The organism is Novosphingobium oxfordense, from assembly GCF_044029435.1.
In the GTDB taxonomy this organism is placed as follows: domain Bacteria; phylum Pseudomonadota; class Alphaproteobacteria; order Sphingomonadales; family Sphingomonadaceae; genus Novosphingobium.
On sequence record NZ_CP147008.1, the window covers coordinates 1923108 to 1940756 of the forward strand.

Sequence of the window (17649 nt, forward strand, 5' to 3'; positions counted from 1 at the left end):
GGCGCCGTGGAAGCGGGTCTCAGCCGGCTTCGGCGTAGAACGCATCCGCGAAGTCGAACGCGTCGTAGACGATGCGGCGATAGGTCTCGTCGAAAGTCTTGCGAATGCCGCCGTCGCTGATGACCATGGGGCGGTCTTCCTCCACCGCCTTGACCACCAGCTGACCGACCAGTTCTGCCGGGCGGAACGTGACTTCGGCATGCCACTGCGCGCCTTCGGGGATCTGCACTTCGCCTTCGCCGGGGCCGCCGAACCGCGCGGGGCGATAGCGGGCATTGTTGGCCTTCATATTGCTGACCACGCCGTGCGGGACGAAGGCAGTGACCCCAACGCCATATTCGCGCGCTTCCACGGCCAGGTTCAGCATCATGCCGATGATGCCCATCTTCGCCCCCGAATAGGCAGCGTGATAGGGGATCCAACTGGGCAGCAGGCCGGCGGTGGACGCGGTGGCGCAGACGTGCCCGTCGCGGGCGGCCACCATGTCGGGATAGAAGGTCTTTACGCAGTTGAGCACGCCGATCAGGTTGGCGTGGACGATCCAGTCGATATCGTCCGGGCTCATGTCGGTGATCCGCTCGAACGAGGTGGCTCCGGCGTTGGCGAACAGCAGGGAAACCGGGCCCAGCCTTTCGCCCGCCACCCGCTTCGCGTTCTGGACGGAGGCGATGTCGGTCACGTCGCAGGAGATTCCCACGGCACGGCCGCCGGCCGCCTCGATCTCGGCGGCGACGCTCAGGGCATTTTCGGGCAGAATGTCCGCAATCGCCACGGCCGCGCCCTTGGCGGCGAGTTCAAGCGCCAACCCACGCCCGATGCCGCTTCCGCCCCCGGTCACCAGGGCCGTCCGGCCCGCCACTTTGGTCATCCGCGTTCCTCTCTCTGAAAGGGCCTGTTTCGAACGCCAGGCGCTTTGGAGATGCTATATTGTCACCGATGTCGTTTCAATGACTGCAATTCAGCAACATTGAAATCGCCGATTTGGGCAATCCGGCATGACTGAGGCGGAAATTAATCACCTCATTGGTTTCTAATTCATTGACCCGTTTCCGACGGTTCCTCACCCTTGGCGTACGGACGATTGCATTCGTTCGGAAAAAACAGAGCAGGGCGCAAACCGGCGACCTTGCGAAAGGGAGAGGCGCCGGCTGCCTGTGGCGCGGCGCGATGCACGATGTGGGAGGCTTTTGCCATGTCCGGACTTCGTTTGCCGCCGGCCCGCGCGCGTCTGCGCCCGGGCCATGCGATCCTGTCGGCCGCGGCCCTGGCAGGCTTGCCCGCCGGCGCTTTCGCGCAGGACGCCGCCCCATCCACCGCCCCGCAGGCGGACGAGAGCCGCGGAGTTCAGGAGATCATCGTCACCGCCCAGCGGCGCGCGGAAAACCTTCAGGACGTGCCGATCGCGATTACCGCCGTCGGCTCGCAGGCGCTGGCTTCGGCAGGCATTTCCGAAACGAACACGCTGACGCAGGCAGTTCCTTCGGTTCAGTTCTCGCGCTCCGGGGCAAGCGGGCTGTTCTTCGTGCGCGGCGTCGGCACCACCAACGCGTCGATCGGCGATGAAGGATCGAACGCCTTCTATGTCGACGGCGTCTACATGCCGGACCTGTCCAGCACGGTCATGCAGTTCAACAATATCGACCGGATCGAAGTGCTGAAGGGGCCGCAAGGCACGCTGTTCGGCCGCAATGCCTTCGGCGGCTTGATCCAGGTGATCACCAAGGAGCCTGGCGATCACCTCGACGCCTCGGCCCAGGCGGGTTACGCCAATTACAATACGATCCAGGGGCAGGCCTATATCGGCGGCCCGATCACCAATGGGATAAGCGCCGACATCGCGCTGACAGGCTATGACCAGCAGGATGGCTGGGGCCGCAACATCACGCTCGATCGCGACATCAAGAAGATGAAATACTGGGGCGCCCGCTCCAAGGTCGTGATCCGCCCCAGCGACGCGGTGAAGTTCGTGCTGGCCGGCGACTATTACGATACAGACGACAATACCGCGATCGGCTGGAGCGTGGACGAAGACTTTCTCGTCCGGGGCGGCATCCGATCGGTGGGCAGCATGGACACCGCATCGAACGACTATTCGCTGACCCAGCTGCGCAACTGGGGCGTCAGCCTGACGGGCGAGTTCGATCTGGGCTTCGCCAACTTGACCAGCATCAGTTCGCTGCGCGACAGCCGGAACAAGTCCGACTTCGACGTGGATGCCACGCAAGTGCCCTACTTGCGGATCGCTTTCACGTCCGGCTCGCGGGCGTACCAGCAGGAACTGCGCCTTGCCTCGGCCGATACCGATCCGATCAGCTGGCAGATCGGCGCATTCTACCTGCATTCCGAAGTCTTCAATCGATCGCGCTTTACCGGCCTTGCGCTGGGCGGGCTGACTACCGGCCAGTACATCGATGCCACGCTGGATACCGATTCCATCGCCGGCTTCGGCGAATTGACCTGGTCGATCACCCCCACCACCAAGCTGACCGGCGGCATCCGCTACACCAACGACAAGCGCACGCTGGGCGGCGGCTATGCCCCGCTGGTCAGCAATGTGGTGGGGACGCTGATCCCGACGGACGATGAACTGAGCTATGGCAAATTCACGTGGCGCGCCGCGATCCGGCAGGAGATCACGCACGACGTCAGCGTCTATGCCTCATACAACCGGGGCTTCAAGGCGGGCACTTATTCGCTGCAAAATCCGCAGCTTCCCCCGGTGAAACCGCAATATATCAATGCCTACGAAGTGGGTGTGAAGTCCGAACTGTTCGGCCGGGCGCTGCGCCTGAATGCGGCGGCCTTCCACTACGACATTTCCGATTATCAGGTGCGATCGGCGGCAGTGGGAACGCTGGGCACTGCGGTGCTGCTGAACGCGGCATCGGTGAAGGTGAACGGCATCGATGTCGATTTCGAAGCCGCGCCGACCAAGGGCCTGCGCCTCTTCGGCGGCTTCACCTGGCTGCATTCGCGTTTCGACTATTTCGGGCCGACCGACACGCTGGCCGGCGCGCCGTTCATCTATCCGCTTCCGGCGGTCTGCAATGCGCAGGGCACCAGCCACCCCGGCATGAGCACGGGGCCGCAGACCGGCGGCTTCCTGACCTGCTTTGGTGATGCCTCCGGCCTTCAGACGCCAACCGCGCCGGACTTCTCGGCCAGCCTGGGCGCCAGCGCGACGATCCCGCTGAACGAAGTGCAGGAACTGCGCGCGAACATGATGGCCAGCTACAACAGCGGCTATCCGTTCGAGACCGACGGCGTGCTGCGACAGGATGCCTACATGCTGCTCAACGGCTCCATCGAGTATCGCCCGACCGACCGGTGGGGCCTGGAATTCTGGGCGAAGAACATTTCGGACACCAAGTATTTCCAGCAGAAGATCTCGACCGGGCTGGGCGCGACGACGGCGCGCGCAGCCCCGCGCACTTACGGCGTGACCTTGAAGTTCGATTATTGAGGAACGGCCGGGGCCCTTTCGCCGAAAGGGTCCCGGCAAAAGCCGATGATCACATCATGATTTCGGTCATCGCGCCGGTCGGCTCGGACTCGAACCGGCCCAGCCCGTAGTCGCCGGCAATAGTCGTGCGCTGCATGGTGCGGCCGTGGCTGGGATCGTTGCCCGAAACGGCATGCAGCATCCGCCAATTGTCCCAGATCAGCATCTGGTCCAGCTGCCAGGCGTGGTGATAGCTCTGCCCGGCGGCCAGCCGGTTGATCGTCTGGCACACTTCTTCCAGCAGTGCCTCGCCTTGCGGCGTCTCGATGCCTAGGATCCCGTCGGCCATGTAGGGCGATACGTGAAGGCAGCGTTCGCCACTGGCGCGGGTCCAGATCGCGGGATGGATCGCGCGCGGCGCGCCTTGCCGGTTCGCCATCATTTCCAGCGCGCCGGGCTTTTCACGCACCACCCGCAAGTTGTCGGGCTGGCCGAAGCGGTTGGTCTTGTAGGCGACGTTGAGCGTGTAGAGGATTTCCGCCTGTTCCAGCTTTTCGCGCAAGTCGGACGGGAAGGCGTGATAGAGCGCCACGCCGTCAACGAAGCCGGTAAGGCCGCCCTCAGGCGTGATCTTCGTGGCGCGCAGCACGCCGGCGCGGTTCAGCTGATCGGTGTAGCAATGGTCGAAATGCCAGGGCAGCCAGTGGGCCAGCGGCTTTCCGTCGATTTCGACCACGCCGGATGCATTGGCCTCCTGCTTGATCTCCACCACGCCGGGCAGGCGATCGGCGTCGACGCGGCTGACTTCCTTCAGTGGATGATCCTTCAGCGGTCCGAACACGCGGCTGAGCGCCACCTGCATCTCGTCGCTTTGCTCGATCGCCTCGAAAACGATCAGCCCCGCGCGTTCGAAGGCATCGAAGATCGCGCGGCGCTGCGTCTCGTCCGCCAGCGTCGCATGGGTGACGCCGGATATGCGCACGCCGAACGGCAGGTCCTGCCGCAGCGGTTCGATCCTCAACTCGCTCATCTGTGAGTCCTTCCCGTTTGTCACCCCGGTCGTTTCTTTGCCGGTCGTTTTTCGGTGATTGGCGCCGATCTACGGCACCTGCGATTTCAGCATTGAATCGACCAGCATGCGCCGCAACTGCTCATTCTCGCCGCGCAGCCGTTCCAGTTCGGCAGCGGCGGAATCCGGTAGTTCCTTGCGCTCAGGGGCTGCCGAGCCGTCCGTTTTGGGCAAGAGGCCGTGGAGCAGCACGTGGACCGCATAACGGATGTTGCCGTCCACCTCGTCCGCGTCCAGCGTCACGCCCCAGGCCGTGGCCGTGGGCGGTCCGCCGACGACGATGTACATGTAGACGATCGCCGCATTGTGGGCCTCTGCCGCGTCGCAGCCCAGACGGCGGTGGAACAGCCCGGCCAGCCACTCGATCGTGCGGCGGGTTCCCGCCTCGTACGTGAAGGCGCCGATCTCGGGAATGCGCGGGCTTTCGGCATTGGTGATGCGCAGCAGGCGAATGCCGTCCTCGCTCATGACATTGGTGACAAGCCGGCGGCCGACGCGCAGCAGCGTCTCCTCCAGATCGTCCACCACGCAGGCCTCCAGCGCTTCCAGCGGCAGAATCCATTCCTCGATCGCGCGTTCCAGCGTCGCCTTGAAGAAGGTCAGCTTGTCGCCATAGCGTTGGTAGAACGTGCGCTTGGCCATGCCGGCGGCGGCGCAGATGGCATCGATGCTGGTCCGTTCGAACCCGCTTTCCAGAAACAGCACGAGCGCACGGTCGAGCAGCGCCTCATTGCTGAGCGAAGGCCGTCCAGGGCCGCGTGCGGGCATGGGCATGCCTTCCCCGTCACCCGCCTTCACGACAGCGTATTCCGGATAAATAAAACGACGTAGGTTTTAAATGCTTGCATGATGCCGCCGACTGAGGGAAGGTATGACGCGTTGAACCGGTTTATGAAACGATACGGGTAATAATCGACTCGGATGCCGCGTCGGTCAAGCCCAGAAAGTATCGACCAGAAACCGAAAAGCACTCGCGCACGGCTGAGGAGAGGCGAGCGATGGGACAGACAGGCGGAATTTCCGAACCCGAAGCGCTGGAAACTGTCGCACTGACGCCGCGTATCGGTTCGCAGGTGATGGTGGATAAGGAAGCCTTGCTGTCCGGCCGCCATGCCGCGCAGATCCGCGCCTTGCTGATCCAACGCGGCGCGGTGGTGGTGCGCGGTGTCGCGCTGGATGACGAGGATCTGCGGACTGTCGCCCGCACCCTGGGCGACTTGCGCATCGGTTCGGCGCGGCGCGGCGCGGACGGCGCGATCCTGTCCGAAGGCGATGGCGGCGTGCTGCGCGTGACGCTGGATGAACGCCGCAACCCCGAATACGCCCGCTTCCTGTTCGGCAACCAGCTTTGGCATATGGACGGCACTTACGAGGAAGTGCCGCCTTTCGCGACGCTGTTGGCGCCCGTTCGCCTGTCCCAGCGCGGTGGTGACACGCTGTTCGCCAATACCGCCGCCGCTTTCGCCGATCTGCCGGAGGAGGAACAGCGCGGGCTGGAGAAACTGCGCGTCGTCCACACCATGCAGGCCGCGCTGTTCCCGGCCAAGCGGGATTGCACGGTGGAGGAATTCGCCTTGTGGAGTTCCTATCCGCAGCGATCGCACCCGCTGGTCTGGCAGCATCGATCCGGCGTCCGTTCCTTGGTGCTGAGCACTTCGGGTGCCTATGTCGAAGGCATGGAGCCGGCGGAAAGCCACGATCTGCTCCAGCGGCTGATGATCCACGCGACGCAGGATCGCTACGTTTACCGGCACAAGTGGCAGCCGGGCGATCTCGCCATCTGGGACAATACCGCGACGATGCATCGGGTTGAACCGTTCGATCGGGATAGCGGCCGTGAACTGCACCGCTGCACGCTGAACGGTGAGGAGCCGGTTACCGCCCCAATCTGACGCGGGCGGCGCACGTTACGAAATTTGGGAGAAAAACCATGCAAGTCGGCATTCATCTGGGCTTTCAGAACCTCCACGGCACGCCGGATGGCGATTTCTTCCGCCGCGAAACCCAGCTTGCGATCGAGGCGGAGGCGATGGGCTTCGACTTTGCGGCGGCAGTGGAGCACCACTTTACCGACTACGCCGCCTGCCCCGATCCGCTGCAATTGCTGACGTACGTGGCGGCGAAGACCAGCACGATCAAGCTGATGCCGGCGGCCGTGATCCTGCCGTGGAACGATCCGCTGCGCGTAGTGGAAAAGACCGCGATGCTGGATCACCTGAGCAACGGGCGGGTGATCCTGGGTATGGGGCGCGGCGCGGCGCGGCGCGAATTCACCGGCTTCCGGACCGATCTTGCGGATTCGCGGGACCGTTTCGACGAGGCGGCGCCGATGATCCTGGCTGGCCTCGAAACCGGCTTTGTCGAAGGCCCCGGCCCGCACTTTCCCCAGCCCCACGTGGAAGTGCGTCCGCGTCCGGAAGGCTGGTCGAAGGATCGCTGCGTTATGGTATCGATGTCGCGCTCCTCGGTGGAGGAAGCGGCAGAGCTTGGCTTGCGCACCTTGCGCTTCTCGCAGGGAGACTGGACCAAGGCCCTGCCGGAAATCGACTTCTACCGCGAGACTTTTGCCAAGCTGCACGGCAAGGCCGCGCCGCCGTTCGTCATCAGCGATTTCGTGGTCTGCTTCGAGGACGAGCAGCAGGTGATCGATTATACCGACAAGTACTTTTCCGCCCAGTTCCAGCAGGTTGCCGAACACTACGAGTTCGGCGGCGAGCATTTCCGCAGCCTGCCGTCCTATTCCACGTACGTCTACATGGGGGAGGCTTCCGCTGCGGCAGGTGGGCCGGACAAGGCCTATAAGGACTACATTTCGGGCAACATGATCGGCACGCCCGACCAATTGGTGGAAAAGCACTTCGCGCGGGCCGAAATGGTCGGCGATTACTGGATCATCGCCAATTTCAGCTTCGGCGGCATGCCTTACGAGGATGTCTATCGCCAGATGCGGACCTTTGCCGAAAAGGTGATGCCGCGCCTGAAGGAAGGGGCAAGGGTGACGGCCTGACGCGATGCATCCGCACTATCCCAAGGTCTTCTCGCCGATCTCGCTGGGGCCGGTCGAAGTCCCCAACCGCTATTTCTTCGCGCCGCATGGCAGCGCGCTGAGCGCGGGGACCAAGCCGTCAGACGATCTGGTCGCCTATAGCGTGGAGCGCGTGCGGGATGGCGGTTGCGGGCTGGTGATCGTGGCGCTGGTCGCGCACGAACGCGGCCGCACTCGCCAGCCTTCGCCGCATCCGGACGAGAACGTGACCGCCTTCGCCCGCATGGCCGATGCCGTCCATGCGGCGGGCGGGCGCATATTCGGGCAGATCTTCTACTGGTGGGGCGGCGCCGGCTGGTGGCAGCCGTTGAGCCCGCCGGCACCGGCGCTGGGCCCCTCGAACCGGCAATTCTCCTACGGGCGCCGGTCGTCCGTCACGCGGGCCATGACCGTGGGGGAGATCGCCGGAATGCACGAGGCTGTGCGGCACTCCGCCGCGAACCTGCGGGCGGCGGGCTTCGACGGCGTGATGCTGCATGGATCGCACGCCGGGCTGATCGAGCAATTCCTCTCACCCTACTACAACGCGCGAGAGGACGATTACGGCGGCAGCTTCGACAACCGCCTGCGCTTCGCGGTGGAATCGCTGGAAGCCGCGCGCGACGGGGCCGGGCCCGGCTTGGCGGTGGGCATGCGTTTCAATTGCGACGAGGAAGTGCCCGGCGGCTACGGCATAGCCGATGCCGCCCGTGCGGTTGCGGCGCTGACGGGCCGGGGTTTGCTGGACTACCTCGACCTCGATGTCGGGATGGAGCCGCAGCAGTTCCATCACGGCATGCCGACCGGCTTCTCCGAGAAATTCCCCTATCGCCGCGCGGTGGAGCAAGTGCGTAAGGCCGCCGGTAAAGTGCCCGTCCTATCCGTGCTGGGTCGCATTACACGCATAGCCGAGGCCGAAGAGGTCATCGCCGCGGGCGTGGTGGACATGGCGGGATCTGCCCGCCAGTTGATTGCGGAGCCGCAGTTCGTTCGTCTGGCCCGCGAGGGGCGCGAGGCGGAAGGGCGGACCTGCATCGCCTGCAACTGGTGTACGGCGGCGGGTGGGGACGGGGCACAGGGCTGCACGATCAATCCCGCCAGCTACCGCGAACGGCTCTGGGGGATCGACAGCTTCGCGCCGGCCGCCCAGCCATCGCGCGTGGTCGTGGTGGGCGCGGGGCCGGGCGGCATGGAGGCGGCCCGTGTCGCGGCAAGGCGCGGGCACCGCGTAACGCTTTTCGAAGCGCGAGACACCTTTGGCGGCGCTCTTGCGGATTGGGCGAAGCTACCGGGCCGCGCGCATTATGGCGAAGCGGTGCGTTGGTGGTCGGCCGAACTGGAAAGGCTGGGCGTCGATTGCCGCCTAGGCATTCGCGCCGATGCCGATCACATATTGGCGGAAGTTCCCGACGCGGTGATCGTCGCGACCGGCGCGCGGTATCGGCCGGGCGGTCAGGGCATCGCCGATGAAATGCCGCTTCCCGGCCACGATCGCGCTTTCGTCCATACGCCGGAGGCCGTGCTGTCAGGGGAAGTGCGCCTTGGCGGGCATGTGCTGGTGGCAGATGGGGAGGGCTATCACACCGCCAGCGGGCTTGCGGAAATCGCGGCTGCGGACGGGGCACAGGTGACGCTGGTCTCTGCCGAAATGACGCCGGTTTCGGCCCGGCTCAGCGATGCCTGGGAAGAGCGTTTCATCCTTGCGCGGCTGAAACGGGCGGGCGTGTCGCTGGCAACCGGCACCTGGATCGAGCGCATAGAGGATAACGCCGCCGTGCTGCGCGACGTCCATACCGGCGAAACGCGCATGGTGCCGGTCGATGCGGTGATCCTTGCCAGTTCACGCGCGCCGGTCGACGATCTTGCCCGTGCGCTGGAAGGCCGCATGCGGCAACTTTTCACGATAGGCGATGCACTGGCCCCTCGGATGCTGGCGGCCGCCAGTTACGAGGGGCAAATGTTCGCGCGACTGATCGGCGAGCCCGGGGCTCCCCGCGATTTCGCGGCGGCGTGGTTTGCGACCGATCCGCCGTGGGTCAATCCGCTGCCTGCAGACGTTCCCAGACCAGCCTCTTGATCTCACCAGTTGAAGCGTAGGCCTCCCTTGACTTCGACCGCGTCGAAATTGCCGTTGAAGGCGCGGTTGTAGTCGCCGGATGCGAAAAACGTCAGTCTCGGCTTGAGCTGTATGGAACCGCCCACGCCCACATCCCACCAAGTGGTGGATAGATCGGCGCGGAACGGAACGTCGCCATGGGCGGAGGAAAACTCCGTTTCGGCATTGCCAAGGAACTCATGCCAGACATTCGCGCGTATCCAGCCCTGGCCCCGGCCGCTGCTGGCCAGGCGAAGACCGGCGCGGCCCACCAGGGAATCAAGATCGCGGTAGTGCACATGGGCGGCGATATCGTCGAAACTGTCCAGGCTGAGTGTCTGGTAGATCAGTTGCGCCTGCGGTTCCAACCGCCAGTTGTCGCTGAGGCGGAAGGGATAGCCACCTTCAAGCGACGCAGCGAAACCGAACCCGTTGGTCTTGATTTCCGAGAGGAGCGTCGGCGTCATATGCAGTTTGTACCAGGTGCCTTGGATCACGCCGTCCAGATAGGCGCCGTTGGGTGCGAAATGAGTCCAGTACGCGCCCAGCGACAGATTGTCCGATTTGATGCGGCCTGCCGGGATCGAGAAGTTGAGCAGGTGATGCTCGACATCGGTGCTGCTGCTTCCCACCGCGCCCATGATGCCTGCGTGGTCCCGGTTCCCGGTCCGGCCATCCGCCTGCTTTTCTTCATGCCGATATATGTCGAGCCCGAACTGGAACGCGTAGTAATCCGAATCGTACGACGGGCCGATGGCCAGAGAGCCGCCACTGGTGACGCGCGCATTCGCCTCACGATAGGTGAATCGGCCCCAGACCCCGTTGAACAGGCTGCCTGATCCCAGCGCGGGGCTTCCTCTCAACTGCTCTTCCTCGCCCACACGTTCGTGCAGGGTGGCGACGAGGCTGCGGCCGTAACTCATCAGTATCCCGGGCGCGGCTGCATAAAGCGAGGTTTCGGGTCGGTAATCCGGCGTCGGTGTCGGGGTTGGAGTTGGAGTTGGAGTTGGGGTCGGTGTCGGGGTTGGAGTCGGAGTTGGGGTCGGAGTTGGGGTCGGACTTGGTGTCGGAGTTGGTGTCGGAGTTGGTGTCGGAGTTGGTGTCGGAGTTGGTGTCGGAGTTGGCGTCGGAGTTGGCGTCGGAGTTGGAGTGGGCGTCGGGCAGGGCGGCGACGGCGCGCCTGGTACCGAGCAATCGAGTGTCGACCGCAGGTACCAGCTGTCCGGGCCGCTCGTGTCGACGCTGCCCCGATAAAGCAGGTACTCGTAGGGCCCTGCTATGACCGTATGGCCAAGTCGGAAGGCGCCGTTCGCGCTCGTCCCGCCATTGACCGCATCGACCACGAGGATGCCGTTGCCGGTCGTCAAGTCTCCCGGCCCGGTCGAATTGGTGATGCGCAGCGATGATGTGCCGGTGGCGGTGCCGCCGTTGATGATCAGCTTGTCTGACGGGGAACCGTCCGTCCCCAGATAGGTGTTGAGCGCGATGACGCCGTTGCTGCCGACATAATTCCCGGCCACCGTGATGGTGCGGTAGGAGGCGCTGTCGGTGGGCGCGGCTATCAGGGCGGCGGTGACCGGAAAGTCGATCAGGCTGTCGGCGTTCGACAGGTTGGTCAGGTTCGAGCTTGCGGTGACATTCCAGGTGCTGTCGTTGCTCATGTTCAGCGTTGTCGTGCTGGACGTGTCCGTCGCCACGCGACCGTTCACGACCGAATGGTTCGCGTCGAGCGTGAGCGTGGCGCCTAGCTGTCCTCCGGTGATCGGCCTTATGCCTGAGTAGACGGCATAGGTCGCCCCGGTAAGCGTGGAGTCGGTCAGATCGACATTGGCGACGCCCCCATAGATGCGCAGCGCGATGTAGGCATCCGATGTGACCGTGGTGTCATGCAGCACCATGTTGTACCCGCCGCTGGCAGGCACATATGCGGCGGATCCCAGATTGAAGGCGACTGGGTCGGCATCGTCGATCGGTGCCGATGACGGCGGTGTCGGATCAGGCGTGACGATCGCGAATGCGGGTGGTGCGGCCGTCGAATCCAGCAGAGGCGTCGTTGCGGGCAAGGCGGGTAGCGGGGGCGTTGCGGCGACCGTGGGCGCGGCCGTCAGTGTCGCCGGTGCGTAGAACATGATGCCTGTCGCGCCGCTGCCGGTCGTGTGCAGCGTTGCCCCCGTTGCGTTGAACAAGCCGTCGTTTTCTATGCGCACCCCGTAGGCATTCGTGCCGCTGGTATTTACGGCGGTGCCGTGGCCGCTTGCATCCTTGATCAGGTTCACCGTGCCCGCATTCGCATAGATGCCGTACGTGCCGGCCTGGTCGGTAGTGATGCTGCCGCCTGCGAAATTGGTGGTGGACGCGGTCCAGCCGTAGATTCCGTAGGCATTGGTGCCATGGGTTGTAATGGCGAAATCGCTGAGGTTGACGGTCGCCGCGCCGGATCCGGACAGAACGCCATAGGCCGAGGCACCCTGCGTCGTTATCGAGCCGCCGGTGAGATTTGCCGACGAACTGCCGCTCACCCATATTCCGTAGCCGGTCTGACCCAGCGTGTTGATGGCGATGTCGGAGCCGATCACGGTCGATGTGCCGGCAACCCGAAGGCCGTAAGTGGCGTTCTGCGTCGTCGATAGGTTCAGCCGATTGAGGTTGCCGCTGGCCGTGTCGATCTGAACGGCATGGCTGGCTGCGCCCGTGGTGCTGACGGATACCGTGCCCGCCACCGAAGGATCGGTGTTCGTGTTGATGGAGCCGCCCGAAGCAGCATAGAGCCCCAGATTGCCGTCGACGGTGGTATTGACCGTCGACGTGCCGTTCAGCGTGGCGGAGGAGCCGTTGTAGGCGATCACGCCGCCTGCGCCCACATTGGCCGGGGTCGTCGCAAACTTGGTCGACGCGACCGAGATGTTCGTATTCGTCAGCGTTATCTGGCTGCCACCCCAGGAGAGCACGCCCCAACTGTTGCTGCCCGTGGCGGTGATGTTGGTGTCCAGCAGGTTTACCGTGGAGTTGGCGCCGTAGACGCGCAAACCATCGGCCTGATTGCCATTGGTCACGAAAGTCGCGTTGGCGCCATCAAGCAAGGAGGGGCCGCGTGACGATTCCGGCATGTAGAGCCCATGCACGCTATCGCCATTGCCCGTGAACAGCACGCCGTAACTGCTGGCGGCGATGTTCACGGTGCCGTTTGCAATGTAGAGCGCATCGTTGGGCGCCCCCGCCTGATAATCGGACGTCACGGAAATCAGGCCGGGCACGCCAAGGTTCGGATCGATTGTGACGACGGCGCCGTTGAAGACCGACACGCCTGCGCCGCCCAGTTGGGAGGGGTAGGGCGGCACCGGATGGATCGTCACCGAGCCCTGGATCGTCCCTTGGGGGACGACGGTGCCGTTGTAATATTGCTCGAAGTCGAGGTTGCTGCCCGACGGGGTTACCGGATCGGGATAAGTCTGCGCCAGCGCCGCATCCACGGACATGCAGGTGATGACGGTGACGGCGGCCATCTTGTGGCTGCTGGGCAAGCGTGAGCGGATCGATCGAGCCATAGGCCCTCCCTGATGCAGAGCGCGGAGAGTGTGCAGATCGTCGACCGCGCACGCCGCTACGAGGCGGTGCCAAAAGTGCGCGCGCCAAGTTATCCCATTTAATCATGGGCGCAGGTCGATGACCCTCAGGGATATCGGGGATGGGGTCTAAGGGTAACTACCGAGGTGCAGTACCGGGAATTACCGAGGGCCGCCGTAATTAGGCAGGATGCCGGTGCGCGAGAAGAGGGGCCGAAGCCAACACCCTGCGCGGCATGGGAAGCGATACAGAGGCAATCGGGATTGCGCCGACACGCATCGCCTTGCGTGGTCCGGCCGGTCCATGGAGGACAGCGCATGGTCCGTTTGAGAAGGAATTCCATCCGATGGCATCCGCAATCCGCATAGGTTTGATCAACGAGATGAGCGACGGGCCACCTGCGGTGACCGATATCGAAGCATGGTTGCGGCGGGAGGTGGATGAACTGGTGGCGTGCGGCCGCATAGACCGCCCCGTCGAATTCGTGAGCAGCTGGGGGCTGGGCTTGCCGATGGGCACCGCTGCTGCGGTGGAACGCGGCTTTCGGGAGCTTGTCGATCGGGATGTGCTGATGATCGTTGGCCCGGCGATTGGCGATAACGCGCTGGTGGCCACTCCGCTGGCAGACCGCCACAGGATGCCGACGATCAATTGGGCCGGGGCCGAACGGGCGCGAAGCGATTACATGTTTCACCTTCAGGTCGGCTCGCACGAGGACGAATCCATCGTGATCGCGCGGCATCTCGCGGCTGCCGGGGCTACGCGGGCAGGTGTCGTCTTCGATGAATCGCAGATCGGGCGCCGCCATGTGGGCTATCTTGAGGATGAAGCCCGCCGGATCGGCCTGCGGATCGCCGCGTCGGTTTCGATCAAGCCGCTGGCCGAGCAGGCGGAGGCCCCGGTTTCGGAGCTTCTGGATGGCCGGGTCGATGCGATCGTCTATCTCGGGCTGGGCCTTTCGGCGCCGGCAGTAGCGTCATCGCTCAGGGCGCGCGGCTGGTCCGGCCTTACCGTGATGAATACGGCGGGGCTTCGCGGCTATGATGAAACTTTCGCGCGGAAGATCGATGGCTGGCACTATGTTGACATGCATTCCGACAACAACGGGACCCTTGCCTCGCTTCGCGACAGACTTTCCATTCCACCCCAACGGGCGCTGAGCGCGGCGAAGGGCCACGATCTCGGGCGGTTGGTCGCAGAAGGGATAGCGCGGGCGCCCGAACTGACGCGCGATGGCCTTCGAGCAGGGCTCGAACAGGTCAAATGGATCCCGGCCGCGGAAGGGCACGATGGCACGTTGCTTGGCTTCGGGGTGCAGGATCGCGGAGCGTTGCACGGCCGGTATCTCGTGCTGCGCCAATGGCGGGACGGCCGTTCCGCGCAGATCGGGTAATTTCGCCGTCGGGGGCGCGACAATCATCGAGCATTAGGCTGTCGAAGGACCCACCTGCGGCGGAGACTGTTCCGTCATGGCAGTCGCTGCCGAGCGCCTGCGTGGTCACCGGATCGGCCGTTTCCCGTCCGATCCGGTGCGCGCTGGATGTTTCAGTCCAGCATGGTCTTGCGCAGTTTGGCGATGTCCGCGTCGGTCAGGCCGATCTTCTGCTTCAGGTAACCTTCCGAACCGCCGTACTGCTGGTCGAGGTAGGCGAAGAACTGCGCCAGGTTCGAAGCGCCGCTGGGGGTGTAGAGCGGCTCTGCCTTGGGCGGCTGGCCATCGGCGCGCGCGGCGTAGTACTTCAGGATCGGGTTGTTGGGATAGTCGGCCGGATCGACCTTGGGCATTTCCCACTGCGGACGGCGCAGTTCGGTCGAGCGGTGATAGTCCTTCAGGATCGTCTCGCGATCGACGCCCAGGACGTCGTAGATGAGAGCGGTGGCAATGCCGGTGCGGTCTTGCCCGGCAGAGCAATGGTAGACCACAGCGCCCTCGTTCGCGAGCAGGCGGTTGAACAGCGCGCGAAACTGCGGAACCAGCATGATTTCCATGCCCTGGTAGATGTTCTCGCCGCCGCTCTTGGCCATCTTGGCGAACAGGGGCTTCAGCGAATAGTCGTTGGCCAGGAAGAGCGCGCCGGTGCGATCGTCCAGCAGGTCGGGCGCCACTTCGCGTTCCTCGATCGAGCGCAGGTCGACCACGGCGCCGAGATGAAGCTGGCCGAGCAGCGCATAGTCGGCATCGGTCAGCAGCGGCATCGCGCCCGAACGGAACGCCTTGTCCCACTTCACCGTGCGGCCGTCCTTCGTGACGTAGCCGCCGATATCGCGGAAGTTGCTGCCCTGCTGGAGCGGCAGCACGCGCTCCGCGACGACGGTGGTCTTGCCGCCCTTGTCCTCAAGGATGACGTAGCGGCGCTCGGTGACCGGGATGGGCAGCTTGAGCGTGGCATCCGTGCTGGCGGTGGCGACGCGGTGGTCGCCCTTGTCGAGAACGGTGTCTGCGCTGATCCACACGGCGCGCGGCGCGGTGTCCGGCCGGGTTAGCTCCACCGTCTGATCGTCGATCCGGACCAGCGTGGCCAGTTCGCGGGCAGCGGCGGGCGTTGCAGCCAGCGCCGCGATCATGGCGAGAAGAGCGGTGGGGGCGACCTTGCGCATTGTTCTTTACCTCAATAGTGGCGATGTATGACCGCGCATCTAGAACGGATGTATGTACCTCCTATGACATTCCTTCGGCTGGATCTATCCCGAGCCTATCGTGGCGGTGATCGAAGAAAACGGCGGATGATCCCCGAAAATCGCGAGATTGACCCGTCGCCTCGCTGTTCCCCTGGGTGCTCGGCGACGGGTCAATGTAACGGATGTTTTTAGCCTGCCGCTATTCGGCGGAAAGCTTGGTCCACTTCGTGTCCGATGCGGCATTGGCGATGACGCTTTCCACGAAGCCCATCGTCCGCAAGCCCACTTCGACCGAGGGGAACGATGCCGTCTCCGCGCTGTCCAGAATTCGAAGCGCGAAGGCGTGATAGAGGTTGGCGAAAGCTTCGATATAGCCTTCCGGGTGTCCAGCCGGCGTGCGCAGGCGGCGCAGGGTGGACTCCGCCAGTCCCGGGCCGCCGGCGCGGATGATTTCCGTCGGTCGATCGAGCCAGCGCAGGGTCAGCGTATTCGGCTCCATCTGGGCCCATTCCAAGCCGCCATGTTCGCCGTGGATGCGCAGCTTCAGCCCATTCTCGTCGCCCGCCGCCACTTGCGTGGCCTTGAGCGTTCCGCGCGCGCCGCCATCCAGTCGCAGCAGGACGCTGACGTCGTCGTCCAGCCGCCGGCCGGGCACGTGGGTTGCGACATCGGCGCACAGCTCCTGCACCTTCAGCCCCGAAACATGTTCGGCCAGATGGAATGCATGGGTGCCGATATCGCCCAGACATCCGCCAAGGCCGGCGCGCGCGGGATCGGTCCGCCATTCCGCCTGCTTGTTGCCTTCCCGGTCGATCGCCTGGCTGAGCCAGCCCTGCGAATATTCCACCTGGACCAGACGGATCCTGCCAAAGTCCCCACGGGCCACGCGAACGCGGGCCTCTTCCACCAGCGGATAGCCGCTGTAGGTGAAGGCAAGGGCGAAATGGCGGCCGGAACGGGCCGCGGCTGCGGCGATCAGGCGCGCCTCTTCCAGATCGAGCGCCATGGGCTTTTCGCAGAAGACATGGAAGCCGGCTTCCAATGCGGCGATCGCCATGGGCGCGTGAAGGTGGTTGGGTGTCACGATCGCGATGGCGTCCACGCGTTCGTCGGCCGGAAGCGCCGCTTCGGCCGCCAGCAGCGCATCGAGCGAGGCATATGTGCGGGCCGCTTCGATCCCCAGCATTTCGCCCGAGCGGCGGTTGCGTTCGGGATCGCTGCTGAACGCGCCGGCAACGAGTCGCCAGTCTCCATCCAGTGCGGCCGCCGCGCGGTGAATCGCGCCTATGAATGCGCCTTCGCCGCCTCCGGCCATGGCCAGGCGCAGGGTCCGTTTCATCACCGCTCTCCTTTGTTTTCTTGCTTGCGATAAGGCCATGATTTCAGCCCTTGATCTGCTATGATTTACCGGTAAACGTAAGGCAATAACAAATAAGACGGAGAGTCGAGGATGCGCATGACAGCAAGCCTCTGCCTGACATCGATCGCCGCTGCTGCGGCGTTGTTTACCGTGCCTGCGATGGCTCAAACTGCGGCGCCGCCCGCTTTCAACGCCTGCCGCGCCTGTCACAGCGTGGACAAGGGCGGGAAGAGCGGCATCGGCCCCAATCTGAACGGTGTTGCCGGCCGAACGGCGGCATCTGCGCCGGGCTTCAACTATACGCCCGCTCTCAAGGGCGCCAAGCTGACCTGGAACGATCAGACGCTCGATGCCTTTCTGGCCGCGCCGGCAAAGAAGGTGCCTGGCACGCGCATGCCGGTCGCCACCCCCGATCCCGCCAAGCGCGCGGCGATCATCGCCTATCTCAAAAGCCTGAAGTGACGGAGCGGAAGGC

12 protein-coding genes are annotated in these 17649 nt (G+C 64.3%); 6 read left to right on the top strand and 6 right to left on the bottom strand.

Annotated features, from left to right (window positions below; translation table 11 throughout):
• Positions 1-19 precede the first annotated feature (19 nt).
• Positions 20-868, bottom strand: a complete 849-nt coding sequence (locus tag WBP07_RS30995) for an SDR family oxidoreductase (RefSeq protein WP_395397077.1) — start codon at positions 866-868, stop codon at positions 20-22.
• A gap of 324 nt (positions 869-1192) precedes the next feature.
• Here WBP07_RS30995 and WBP07_RS31000 point away from each other — a divergent pair, with 324 nt between their 5' ends.
• A complete protein-coding gene (locus tag WBP07_RS31000) occupies positions 1193-3463 on the top strand; it encodes a TonB-dependent receptor (protein ID WP_395397078.1) in 2271 nt (756 codons plus the stop codon).
• Between the two features lie 49 nt (positions 3464-3512).
• On the opposite strand, the gene WBP07_RS31005 is transcribed toward WBP07_RS31000, so the two are convergent.
• The gene (locus WBP07_RS31005; RefSeq protein WP_395397079.1) at positions 3513-4472 is read right to left on the bottom strand and encodes a TauD/TfdA dioxygenase family protein; all 960 of its coding nucleotides are present in this window, start codon (positions 4470-4472) and stop codon (positions 3513-3515) included.
• Positions 4473-4541: 69 nt separating this feature from the next.
• Positions 4542-5285 (bottom strand): TetR/AcrR family transcriptional regulator, encoded by a 744-nt coding sequence (locus WBP07_RS31010; protein WP_395397080.1) that lies wholly within the window; start codon positions 5283-5285, stop codon positions 4542-4544.
• A gap of 224 nt (positions 5286-5509) precedes the next feature.
• On the opposite strand from WBP07_RS31010, the gene WBP07_RS31015 reads away from it, so the two are divergent.
• From WBP07_RS31015 to WBP07_RS31025, 3 genes are read left to right on the top strand one after another with little or no spacing between them, the layout of a single operon-like run.
• The gene (locus tag WBP07_RS31015; protein WP_395397081.1) at positions 5510-6403 is read left to right on the top strand and encodes a TauD/TfdA dioxygenase family protein; all 894 of its coding nucleotides are present in this window, start codon (positions 5510-5512) and stop codon (positions 6401-6403) included.
• Between the two features lie 38 nt (positions 6404-6441).
• Positions 6442-7518 carry an LLM class flavin-dependent oxidoreductase gene (locus tag WBP07_RS31020; RefSeq protein WP_395397082.1) on the top strand — a complete coding sequence of 359 codons (1077 nt, stop codon included), beginning with the start codon at positions 6442-6444 and terminating at the stop codon, positions 7516-7518.
• A 4-nt stretch (positions 7519-7522) separates the two neighbouring features.
• Entirely contained in the window at positions 7523-9613 is a 2091-nt protein-coding gene (locus tag WBP07_RS31025) for an FAD-dependent oxidoreductase (protein WP_395397083.1), read from the top strand.
• Positions 9614-9615: 2 nt separating this feature from the next.
• Here WBP07_RS31025 and WBP07_RS31030 read toward each other — a convergent pair whose 3' ends face one another.
• The gene (locus WBP07_RS31030; protein ID WP_395397084.1) at positions 9616-13176 is read right to left on the bottom strand and encodes an autotransporter outer membrane beta-barrel domain-containing protein; all 3561 of its coding nucleotides are present in this window, start codon (positions 13174-13176) and stop codon (positions 9616-9618) included.
• Between the two features lie 365 nt (positions 13177-13541).
• Here WBP07_RS31030 and WBP07_RS31035 point away from each other — a divergent pair, with 365 nt between their 5' ends.
• Positions 13542-14588: an ABC transporter substrate-binding protein gene (locus WBP07_RS31035; protein WP_395397085.1), complete on the top strand. Its 1047-nt coding sequence runs from the start codon at positions 13542-13544 to the stop codon at positions 14586-14588.
• Positions 14589-14740: 152 nt separating this feature from the next.
• Here the strand turns inward: WBP07_RS31035 and WBP07_RS31040 are convergent, their stop codons facing one another.
• Both WBP07_RS31040 and WBP07_RS31045 read right to left on the bottom strand, forming a co-directional pair.
• The gene (locus tag WBP07_RS31040) at positions 14741-15793 is read right to left on the bottom strand and encodes a tyrosine-protein phosphatase (protein WP_395397086.1); all 1053 of its coding nucleotides are present in this window, start codon (positions 15791-15793) and stop codon (positions 14741-14743) included.
• A gap of 220 nt (positions 15794-16013) precedes the next feature.
• Complete coding sequence (locus WBP07_RS31045; RefSeq protein ID WP_395397087.1) at positions 16014-17153, bottom strand: Gfo/Idh/MocA family protein; 1140 nt, start codon at positions 17151-17153, stop codon at positions 16014-16016.
• Between the two features lie 111 nt (positions 17154-17264).
• On the opposite strand from WBP07_RS31045, the gene WBP07_RS31050 reads away from it, so the two are divergent.
• A complete protein-coding gene (locus WBP07_RS31050; protein WP_395397088.1) occupies positions 17265-17636 on the top strand; it encodes a c-type cytochrome in 372 nt (123 codons plus the stop codon).
• Positions 17637-17649 lie beyond the last annotated feature (13 nt).

What these genes read in the sequence shown, in the direction of transcription:
- WBP07_RS31025 (WP_395397083.1), top strand. Translation starts at nt 7,523, where the DNA reads ATGCATCCGCACTATCCCAAGGTCTTCTCGCCGATCTCGCTGGGGCCG.
- WBP07_RS31005 (WP_395397079.1), bottom strand. Translation starts at nt 4,472, where the DNA reads ATGAGCGAGTTGAGGATCGAACCGCTGCGGCAGGACCTGCCGTTCGGC.
- WBP07_RS31015 (WP_395397081.1), top strand. Translation starts at nt 5,510, where the DNA reads ATGGGACAGACAGGCGGAATTTCCGAACCCGAAGCGCTGGAAACTGTC.
- WBP07_RS31040 (WP_395397086.1), bottom strand. Translation starts at nt 15,793, where the DNA reads ATGCGCAAGGTCGCCCCCACCGCTCTTCTCGCCATGATCGCGGCGCTG.
- WBP07_RS31030 (WP_395397084.1), bottom strand. Translation starts at nt 13,176, where the DNA reads ATGGCTCGATCGATCCGCTCACGCTTGCCCAGCAGCCACAAGATGGCC.
- WBP07_RS31050 (WP_395397088.1), top strand. Translation starts at nt 17,265, where the DNA reads ATGCGCATGACAGCAAGCCTCTGCCTGACATCGATCGCCGCTGCTGCG.
- WBP07_RS31020 (WP_395397082.1), top strand. Translation starts at nt 6,442, where the DNA reads ATGCAAGTCGGCATTCATCTGGGCTTTCAGAACCTCCACGGCACGCCG.
- WBP07_RS30995 (WP_395397077.1), bottom strand. Translation starts at nt 868, where the DNA reads ATGACCAAAGTGGCGGGCCGGACGGCCCTGGTGACCGGGGGCGGAAGC.
- WBP07_RS31035 (WP_395397085.1), top strand. Translation starts at nt 13,542, where the DNA reads ATGGCATCCGCAATCCGCATAGGTTTGATCAACGAGATGAGCGACGGG.
- WBP07_RS31010 (WP_395397080.1), bottom strand. Translation starts at nt 5,285, where the DNA reads ATGCCCATGCCCGCACGCGGCCCTGGACGGCCTTCGCTCAGCAATGAG.
- WBP07_RS31000 (WP_395397078.1), top strand. Translation starts at nt 1,193, where the DNA reads ATGTCCGGACTTCGTTTGCCGCCGGCCCGCGCGCGTCTGCGCCCGGGC.
- WBP07_RS31045 (WP_395397087.1), bottom strand. Translation starts at nt 17,153, where the DNA reads ATGAAACGGACCCTGCGCCTGGCCATGGCCGGAGGCGGCGAAGGCGCA.